This is a genomic window from Acinetobacter pecorum (assembly GCF_014837015.1).
Classification (GTDB): domain Bacteria; phylum Pseudomonadota; class Gammaproteobacteria; order Pseudomonadales; family Moraxellaceae; genus Acinetobacter; species Acinetobacter pecorum.
This window is the reverse complement of sequence record NZ_JACSPT010000005.1, coordinates 178,594-186,929: the sequence shown is the minus strand read 5'-3', so window position 1 is coordinate 186,929 and position 8,336 is coordinate 178,594. Positions and strand designations below refer to the sequence as shown.

The 8,336-nt window shown below is 44.5% G+C and carries 6 protein-coding genes; 4 read left to right on the top strand and 2 right to left on the bottom strand.

Annotation, left to right across the window (positions count from 1 at the left end; translation table 11 throughout):
• Window positions 1-128: 128 nt before the first annotated feature.
• Entirely contained in the window at window positions 129-551 is a 423-nt protein-coding gene (locus tag H9629_RS05975; RefSeq protein WP_064101759.1) for an OsmC family protein, read from the bottom strand.
• Window positions 552-698: 147 nt separating this feature from the next.
• Here H9629_RS05975 and crp point away from each other — a divergent pair, with 147 nt between their 5' ends.
• From crp to clpB, 3 genes are all read left to right on the top strand, one after another.
• A complete protein-coding gene (gene crp / locus H9629_RS05970) occupies window positions 699-1,406 on the top strand; it encodes a cAMP-activated global transcriptional regulator CRP (RefSeq protein ID WP_064095825.1) in 708 nt (235 codons plus the stop codon).
• Between the two features lie 176 nt (window positions 1,407-1,582).
• Entirely contained in the window at window positions 1,583-2,632 is a 1,050-nt protein-coding gene (locus tag H9629_RS05965; RefSeq protein WP_191730705.1) for an NADP(H)-dependent aldo-keto reductase, read from the top strand.
• A gap of 234 nt (window positions 2,633-2,866) precedes the next feature.
• Entirely contained in the window at window positions 2,867-5,446 is a 2,580-nt protein-coding gene (clpB, locus tag H9629_RS05960; protein WP_191730704.1) for an ATP-dependent chaperone ClpB, read from the top strand.
• 99 nt (window positions 5,447-5,545) lie between these two features.
• On the opposite strand, the gene rlmKL is transcribed toward clpB, so the two are convergent.
• Window positions 5,546-7,750 (bottom strand): bifunctional 23S rRNA (guanine(2069)-N(7))-methyltransferase RlmK/23S rRNA (guanine(2445)-N(2))-methyltransferase RlmL, encoded by a 2,205-nt coding sequence (gene rlmKL, locus H9629_RS05955; RefSeq protein ID WP_064095828.1) that lies wholly within the window; start codon window positions 7,748-7,750, stop codon window positions 5,546-5,548.
• A gap of 231 nt (window positions 7,751-7,981) precedes the next feature.
• Between rlmKL and H9629_RS05950 the strand changes: the two genes are divergently transcribed.
• A complete protein-coding gene (locus H9629_RS05950) occupies window positions 7,982-8,326 on the top strand; it encodes a hypothetical protein (RefSeq protein ID WP_064095829.1) in 345 nt (114 codons plus the stop codon).
• Window positions 8,327-8,336: the final 10 nt, after the last annotated feature.

Below are 8,336 nucleotides of genomic sequence, written 5' to 3'. Positions count from 1 at the left end.
GTCGGAAGCAAAATGCTAGCTCATCTTGCTTCTTTCCAATAATTTAATCTCTGTTGCACTTCATTTGAGAATCTAAGATATAAAAAAAAGCAGCTTTTCAAGGCCGCTTTTTTTACAAAGTTTAAACTTTATTCAGCTTCGATAATTTCGTAGTCATGGGTGATTTCTACACCGCCATCAGACAGCATTTTGCTGGCAGAGCAATACTTTTCAGCAGAAAGTTCTACCGCTTTTGCCACCTGTTTGTCTTTAATCGCTTTGCCGGTAACCACAAAATGCAGGTGAATTTTCGTGAAAACTGCCGGAATTGTATCTGCACGTTCAGCCTTTAATTCGCAGCGTACATCGGTAATATCCTGACGAGCCTTCTTTAAAATGGTAACAATATCAAAAGACGCACAACCGCCCAGACCCGTTAAAAGCAGTTCCATAGGACGGGGACCACGGTTTTCACCACCGTATTCAGCTGAACCATCCATGATAAGGCTATGACCACTTTGAGTTTTTGCTTCAAAAGCAACATTCTCTAACCAATGAACGCTTGTTTGCATTGCAACTACCTAAAAAAAGCTATAAATTTGTCAAGTAACTGTACACTAACATAAATTGGGTTGATACGGAATTTCAATCCCACTGTGTGACAAGTTCACATTAGGTCTTGTGCGATCTATAAATTATCCATAATCGGAACTGTTAGCATGACTTCAAACTTTTCACAATTAAGCACTGATGCGCTTTCTCCGGGGCAATTACCAGAATCCGTGAAAGCACTTTTAAAACGTGCATATATTAATCGATATCCAAAACGTACTACGATCATTGATGCAGGATCAGAATCTAAATCTTTGTATTTAATTCTGAAGGGGTCTGTATCTATCATCCTTCGTGAAGATGATGATCGTGAAATTGTCGTAGCATATTTAAATGCGGGTGACTTTTTTGGGGAAATGGGCTTATTCGAGGTAAATCCACAACGCACTGCGGAAGTTCGTACCCGTGATGTGTGTGAAATTGCTGAAATTACCTATGAAAATTTTCACGAAATCAGCAAGCAATATCCTGATCTGAGCTATGCGGTATTTGCTCAGCTGGTACGTCGTTTGAAAAATACCACACGTAAAGTGACTGATCTGGCATTTATTGACGTTTCAGGCCGAATTGCACGTTGCCTGATCGATCTGTCTTCACAGCCGGAAGCAATGATCTTGCCAAATGGCCGTCAGATTCGTATTACCCGTCAGGAAATTGGTCGTATTGTTGGCTGTTCCCGTGAAATGGTGGGTCGCGTACTGAAAACGCTTGAAGAACAGGGCATGATCGAAACGGATGGTAAAGCTATCCTGATCTTTGATGTTTCTCTAGAAGAAACGTCCGAAGCAGTAGCCGATGGTGCCATAGACGAATAATCCAGATGTTAAAAAGCAAATCTCAGGATTTGCTTTTTTATTAGAGTTCCTTTACCCAATACATAAAAATTTAGAACAAGCTTCTCAGAAAAGATGATTTAAGTCCCCCTTATAATTCCGATAGGCTATAGCCGACTTAATCTCAATTCACTGAATAAAATTCACAGGAAGGTTTTATGCAATTCAAACCATTGGCGGATACTGGCATTCTTTTGCCAGAAATTTGTTTGGGCACCATGACCTTTGGTGAGCAGAACACGCAAGAACAGGCTTTTCAGCAACTGGATTATGCGCTGGATCAGGGACTGTATTTCTGGGATACCGCGGAAATGTATCCGGTGCCGCCAAAACCTGAAACGCAGGGTGCAACCGAGCGTATTATCGGTCACTGGATCGCTGCCCGCGGTGGCCGTGACAAACTTTTTTTAGCTTCAAAAATTGCCGGACCATCACAAGGTGGTAGCCATATCCGGGATGGTAAAACCCGTTTCGTTGCCGATGAAATTTCAGCAGCCATTGACCAGTCATTGTCACGTCTGCAAACGGATTATATTGACCTGTATCAGTTACACTGGCCACAACGCCCAACCAATTTCTTTGGCAAGCTGGGTTATGGCAATGCTGAAGCGGCAGAAGACTGTGCCGTGACAGATCTTGAAGAAACCCTAACCGCCTTGCAGGATGAAATTAAAAAAGGCCGCATCCGTTATATTGGTCTGTCCAATGAAACCCCGTGGGGTACAATGAAGTTTCTGCACCTTGCAGAAAAATTAGGGTTGTCCAAATTCGTCAGTGTACAAAACCCATATAACCTGCTGAACCGTACTTATGAAATTGGCATGTCAGAAATTGCCCGATATGAAAACGTAGGTTTATTGGCGTATTCGCCTTTGGCATTTGGTTATTTGACTGGTAAATTCCGGCATGGTGCTCGTCCTGCCAATGCGCGCGTTACCTTGTTCTCACGTTTTAGCCGCTATAGCAATCCGCAAAGTGAATGGGCAACCGAGCAATATGCCGAGCTGGCAGAACAGCATGGCTTAAGTCTTACCCAACTGGCTTTGGCCTTTATCAAGCAGCAGTTCTTTGTAACCAGTACCATTATTGGTGCCACTAATCTGGAGCAGCTGAAAGAAAATATTCAGGCATTTGAAGTTGATCTGTCAGAAGAAGTCCTCAAAGGTATTGAAGATATTCACCGTCAGCAGCCGAACCCTGCACCGTAAATAAAATACCCTCCTTGTGAGGGTATTTTTTAATTTAAGCTTGAACTGGAATTTAAATAAAATAATTTAAATTATTACGCTTGAAATTAACTAGAACTATACCAATATTATTACTGATATATGTCCAATAATATAATTTAAGTTTTTGAAAAATATATATAAAAGAATTGAATTTTTTCTCGCATGCCCCCATATATTTTTCAAATAGAATATTTGTGCTGAGGAATAACAAGAATGCGTTTTGAAAAATTTACCAACCGCCTGCAGCAAACCCTTTCAGATGCCCAATCGTTGGCAATGAGCAGGGATCATGCTTCTATTGATGGAATTCATATCTTGGCGACCTTGATGGAGGAAACTTCCAATGTCAGCTTGTTGCAACAGGCCGGAGCAAACCTGCGGGAATTGCAAACCAAACTGGAAACAGCGCTAAGTAATGCAGCCACACTAAGCAATCCATCTGCAGATATTAATCTCAGCCCTGAAGCGGCAAAAGTTTTACATCTGGCAGACAGTTATGCCCAAAAAGCCGGAGATGAATTCCTTTCAACGGACTGGGTGCTACTGGCACTTGCAGAAACAGGAAATACCAAAAATTTATTAAGCAGTGCTGGAGTAAAGGCAGAAACTTTACGTCAGATTATCAATCAATTTCGAGGTGATGAAAAAGTCATGAGCAATAATCATGAAGATCAGCGTGATTCACTAAATAAGTACACCATCGATTTAACAGAACGTGCTTTGGCAGGCAAGCTTGACCCTGTGATTGGACGTGATGATGAAATCCGTCGTACCATTCAGGTCTTGTCACGCCGTACTAAAAACAACCCGGTACTGATTGGTGAGCCGGGGGTGGGTAAAACAGCAATTGTCGAAGGTCTGGCACAGCGTATTATCAATGGTGAAGTACCTGAAGGGCTCAAAGGCAAGCGTGTTTTGTCATTGGACCTCGGTTCTTTGCTGGCCGGTGCCAAATACCGCGGCGAGTTTGAAGAACGCTTAAAAGCTGTACTCAAAGATATTGCCAAGCATGAAGGCGAAATCATCCTGTTTATCGATGAATTGCATACACTGGTAGGTGCAGGTAAAAGTGATGGTGCGATGGATGCCGGCAATATGCTGAAACCTGCATTGGCACGTGGCGAATTGCGCTGTGTGGGTGCGACAACTCTGGATGAATACCGTCAGTATATTGAAAAAGATGCTGCACTTGAGCGTCGTTTCCAAAAAGTGCTGGTAGATGAACCGAGCGTAGAAGACACGATTGCGATTCTACGTGGCCTGAAAGACCGTTATGCAACGCATCATGGTGTACAAATTCTGGATTCTGCGATTATTGCAGCGGCAAAAATGTCACACCGTTATATTACCGATCGCCAGTTGCCGGATAAAGCCATTGACCTGATTGATGAAGCTGCATCCCGTATTAAAATGGAGCTAGATTCCAAACCTGAAGCGCTAGATAAACTGGAGCGCCGTCTGATCCAGCTGAAAATGCAGCTTGAAGCAGTGAAAAAAGATGAGGATAGCGGTGCCAAAGGCGAGATTAAGCATCTGACCCAACAGATTGAAACGGTCGAGAAAGAATATCAGGATCTGGAAGAAATCTGGCGTGCAGATAAAGCCTTGGTGGCTGGCAACAAGGATATCCAGGTTAAACTGGATCAGGCACGTATAGCCCTAGATAAAGCACAGCGTGAAGGTGATCTGGCAGAGGCAGCACGCTATCAGTATGGCGTGATTCCCGAATTGCAAAAGCAGCTAGAGCGCATTGAAGCAGCGGAGGAAAGCGAATCACCAAAACTGTTGCGTGACAAGGTGACCGAGAATGAAATTGCGGAAGTCGTCAGTGCGGCTACCGGTATTCCTGTCGCGAAAATGCTGCAGGGTGAACGTGACAAATTGCTGCATATGGAAGAATTCCTGCATAAACGTGTGGTGGGTCAGGATGAAGCCGTGGTGGCCGTATCCAATGCCGTGCGCCGTTCACGTGCAGGCTTGTCTGATCCTAATCGCCCAAGCGGGTCATTCCTGTTCCTTGGACCGACCGGTGTAGGTAAAACAGAATTAACCAAAGCCTTGGCGAACTTCCTGTTTGACAGTGACGATGCAATGATCCGGATCGACATGTCCGAGTTTATGGAAAAACACTCGGTAAGCCGTCTGGTTGGTGCGCCTCCGGGTTATGTGGGCTATGAAGAAGGCGGGGTGCTGACTGAAGCTGTGCGCCGTAAACCGTATAGTGTGCTCTTGTTCGATGAAGTCGAAAAAGCACATCCGGATGTCTTTAACATCTTGCTGCAAGTGCTGGATGATGGTCGTTTAACTGATTCCCAAGGCCGTGTAGTAGATTTTAAAAATACCGTGATTGTCATGACTTCGAATCTGGGGTCGCAGGACGTTCGCGAGTTAGGTGAAGGTGCAACACGCGATGAAGTTCGGACAGTGGTGATGAATGCGGTATCTGAACATTTCCGTCCGGAATTTATTAACCGTATTGATGAGATTGTCGTATTCCACGCACTGGAAAAAGACCAGATTCGCGGTATTGCCGATATTCAGCTGGACCGTTTACGTCAACGCCTGGCCGAACGGGATATGCGCCTGTCGGTAGATGATACTGCCTTTGAGCAATTGATTGAGGTCGGGTTTGATCCGCTGTATGGTGCACGTCCGCTAAAACGCGCGATTCAGCAACGTATTGAAAATGGACTGGCTCAGAAAATTCTTGCGGGAGAATTCCAGCCGGGCGATACGATTCTGGTGAGAGCGGAACATGGTGAGCTGGTTTTTGAAAAAATGAAACTCAGCTAAGTTTCAATCCAGTTTATTATATGTTCCATGAAAAAACCCAGTTCAATTGAACTGGGTTTTTTATTTGTGACTGGATATTAGTCGCAAGTCTATAAGGCGTTAAACTTGCGGATGACGGATTTTCCAGGCACGGTGAATTTTTTGATTCCGCTTAAAGTCAGGACCAATGGTTTCCTGGGTAATTTCTTCAACATCAAAGAACGCCAGAATTTCTTCATCCATCTCAAAACCACGATAGTTATTCGAAAAATACAGGGTACCATCGCTGGTTAAACGGTTCATGGCACGTTTCAGCAGGGATAAATGGTCACGCTGGACATCGAAGGTACCGTAGAATTTCTTCGAGTTCGAAAACGTTGGCGGATCAATAAAGATCAGGTCATATTGCTCATGGCCTTCTTTCAGCCATTCGAAACAGTCAGAGGCAAAGAACTGGTGCTGTTCATCCGCATGATCCACAGTTAAACCGTTCAGGACAAAGTTTTCTTTTGACCAGTTCAAATAAGTATTCGACAGATCGACGCTGGTCGTGCTCGCAGCACCGCCCAAAGCAGCATGTAAACTTGCCGTTGAGGTATAGCTGTACAGGTTCAGGAAGTGTTTGCCTTTTGCTTCACGTGCAATACGTAAACGCATTTGACGGTGATCGAGGAATAGACCGGTATCTAGGTAATCGGTCAGGTTGACCAGAATCTTGGCCTTGCCTTCCTGTACGATAAAACGCTTGGATGCTGTACTTTGTTTGGTGTACTGGTTTTTACCTTCCTGACGCGCACGGGTCTTGATAAAGATCGCATCACGGCCCAAACCGGTCACGGCGCGAATTGCCTGTAAGGCCAGGTTGAAACGTTTCTTGGCTTTTTCCGGATCAATAGTTTTAGGTGGCGCATATTCTTGTACATGCAAACGCTCGCCATACAAATCTACTGCGACGTTAAAATCAGGTAAATCTGCATCATAGAGACGTAAACAATGGATCTGTTCCTTGACTGCCCATTTTTTTAGAGCTTGCATGTTTTTGGTCAGACGGTTGGCAAACTCCATCGCACCTTCAATCGGCTCAAACTGCTGAGGCTGCCAGCTTTCTAGGAATGGACGTACCACCGCGGCCGGTTTAACCGTACCGAAGCGGATATAAATCGGCAATTTACCATTCATCAAACGCAGGATTTGCGGATCATTGAATGCCAGCACGTCGGCCTGTTCCACTTGTGAGGCAATCACAGCCGCTTTTTGATTCGGGAAATTCTTTTGCAGTAAAGCTGATAAACCCAAGTATAAAGAACGGTTTTGGGCTTTATCACCGAGACGTTCACCATAAGGCGGGTTGGTCACGAAGAATACTTTCTTGCCTTCTGCATGAAAATCAGGCCAGTCATTTAAAGTCCGTTCTTCAATCATGATATTGTCGAGTGCGGATTCAAAACCCGCCGCGATAATATTTTGTCTGGTGGCTTTAACCGCTTCCCAGTCCGCATCGAAGGCATAGAATTGTGGTAATGGATTTTCCATTGCCGCTTGATGACGCTCAGCAGCTTCTGCCTTGATGCTCATCCAGAGTTCATGGTCATGACCATTCCAGCCATTAAAACCGAAACGACGGACCAGACCAGGCGCACGGTCGGTCAAGATCATCAGTGATTCAATAATGAACGTTCCTGAACCACACATTGGATCAACCACGATATCCGGATTTAACGCTTTTAAACCACCTTTTTGCAGAATCGCAGCGGCCAGGTTTTCCTTGATCGGGGCGTCAGTCATGAACCGGCGATAACCGCGTTTATGCAAAGAGTCGCCAGACAGGTCCAGGCAGTAAGTATGTTCTTTCTTGCCTGCCAGAATATACATGGTGATTTCAGGCTGTTTGGTATCAATGCTTGGACGTTTGCCTACCGCTTCCATAAAGGAATCCACGACACCATCTTTGGCACGTAAAGTTGCAAACTGGGTATTGACCTTGATATCACGCTCGACATGCAAACGAATCGCAAAGGTACTTTGTGGTGCAAAAATCAGCGACCAGTCAAAGCTGAGAGCTCCTTCATAGAGTTCTTCTGCAACATCACGCGCATCATGAGAAAATTCAATTTCATGCGTGTGGATCGGCATCAAGACACGTGAAGCCAGACGTGACCACATGCAGATACGATAAGCATTTTCCAGGGTGCCTTTAAAGGTTAGACGGCCCGGAAAACGCTCAATATTCTGAACACCTAAGCCTTGAATTTCTTCTTCTAATAAGGTTTCCAGCCCATCGGCACAGGTGACCCAATAATTGCTTAAACGTGGAGAGGTATTCATATAATAGAGAGACCAAAAAAAGATAAATAAAAACTGCGCTAAGTTTACCGTATTTTTATATTGAAAGCTTTTTAAATTCTCTGAAAGGCCTGAGCTGCCATAGAGAATATGCGTATTTGTATTATAAATTGAAAAACTGGTACGTATTTTGCTCTATCCACTGTAAATCAGGCAGTCAGTCGATGGGGAGCGATGGCTGCCTGATTTTTCAATTTTATAATGAGGGTAAAGATGTTAGAGAATCAGTTACGCAACCATGACGCTTTTTCAGTGGCCACTTTAATTTATGCGCGTTTACGACGTGTTTCCGGTCGAGTAATTGATGCACTTTTTTTGGCAGAGAATCTGGACTATGCCCGGCATGTGATTCAGCTGGCAGAGCAGACCCAAGACCCAGAGTTGAGTCATCTGATCCAGCGCCTGAAAATGGTACTGGAGATTTCGGAAACAGGACAAGGTTCTGAAATAGAGGCCACGAACCTAAGCCAGCAGAATGAGCTGATCTCGGTTGAACCGGATGAAGATGATATCTATCGTGCACAAGTATCACATCGTTATATTGGTGCATTACGCTAGACAGGAGAGG

Coding starts and splice junctions, on each gene's coding strand:
- H9629_RS05975 (WP_064101759.1), bottom strand. CDS start 551: ATGCAAACAAGCGTTCATTGGTTAGAGAATGTTGCTTTTGAAGCAAAA.
- crp (WP_064095825.1), top strand. CDS start 699: ATGACTTCAAACTTTTCACAATTAAGCACTGATGCGCTTTCTCCGGGG.
- H9629_RS05965 (WP_191730705.1), top strand. CDS start 1,583: ATGCAATTCAAACCATTGGCGGATACTGGCATTCTTTTGCCAGAAATT.
- clpB (WP_191730704.1), top strand. CDS start 2,867: ATGCGTTTTGAAAAATTTACCAACCGCCTGCAGCAAACCCTTTCAGAT.
- rlmKL (WP_064095828.1), bottom strand. CDS start 7,750: ATGAATACCTCTCCACGTTTAAGCAATTATTGGGTCACCTGTGCCGAT.
- H9629_RS05950 (WP_064095829.1), top strand. CDS start 7,982: ATGTTAGAGAATCAGTTACGCAACCATGACGCTTTTTCAGTGGCCACT.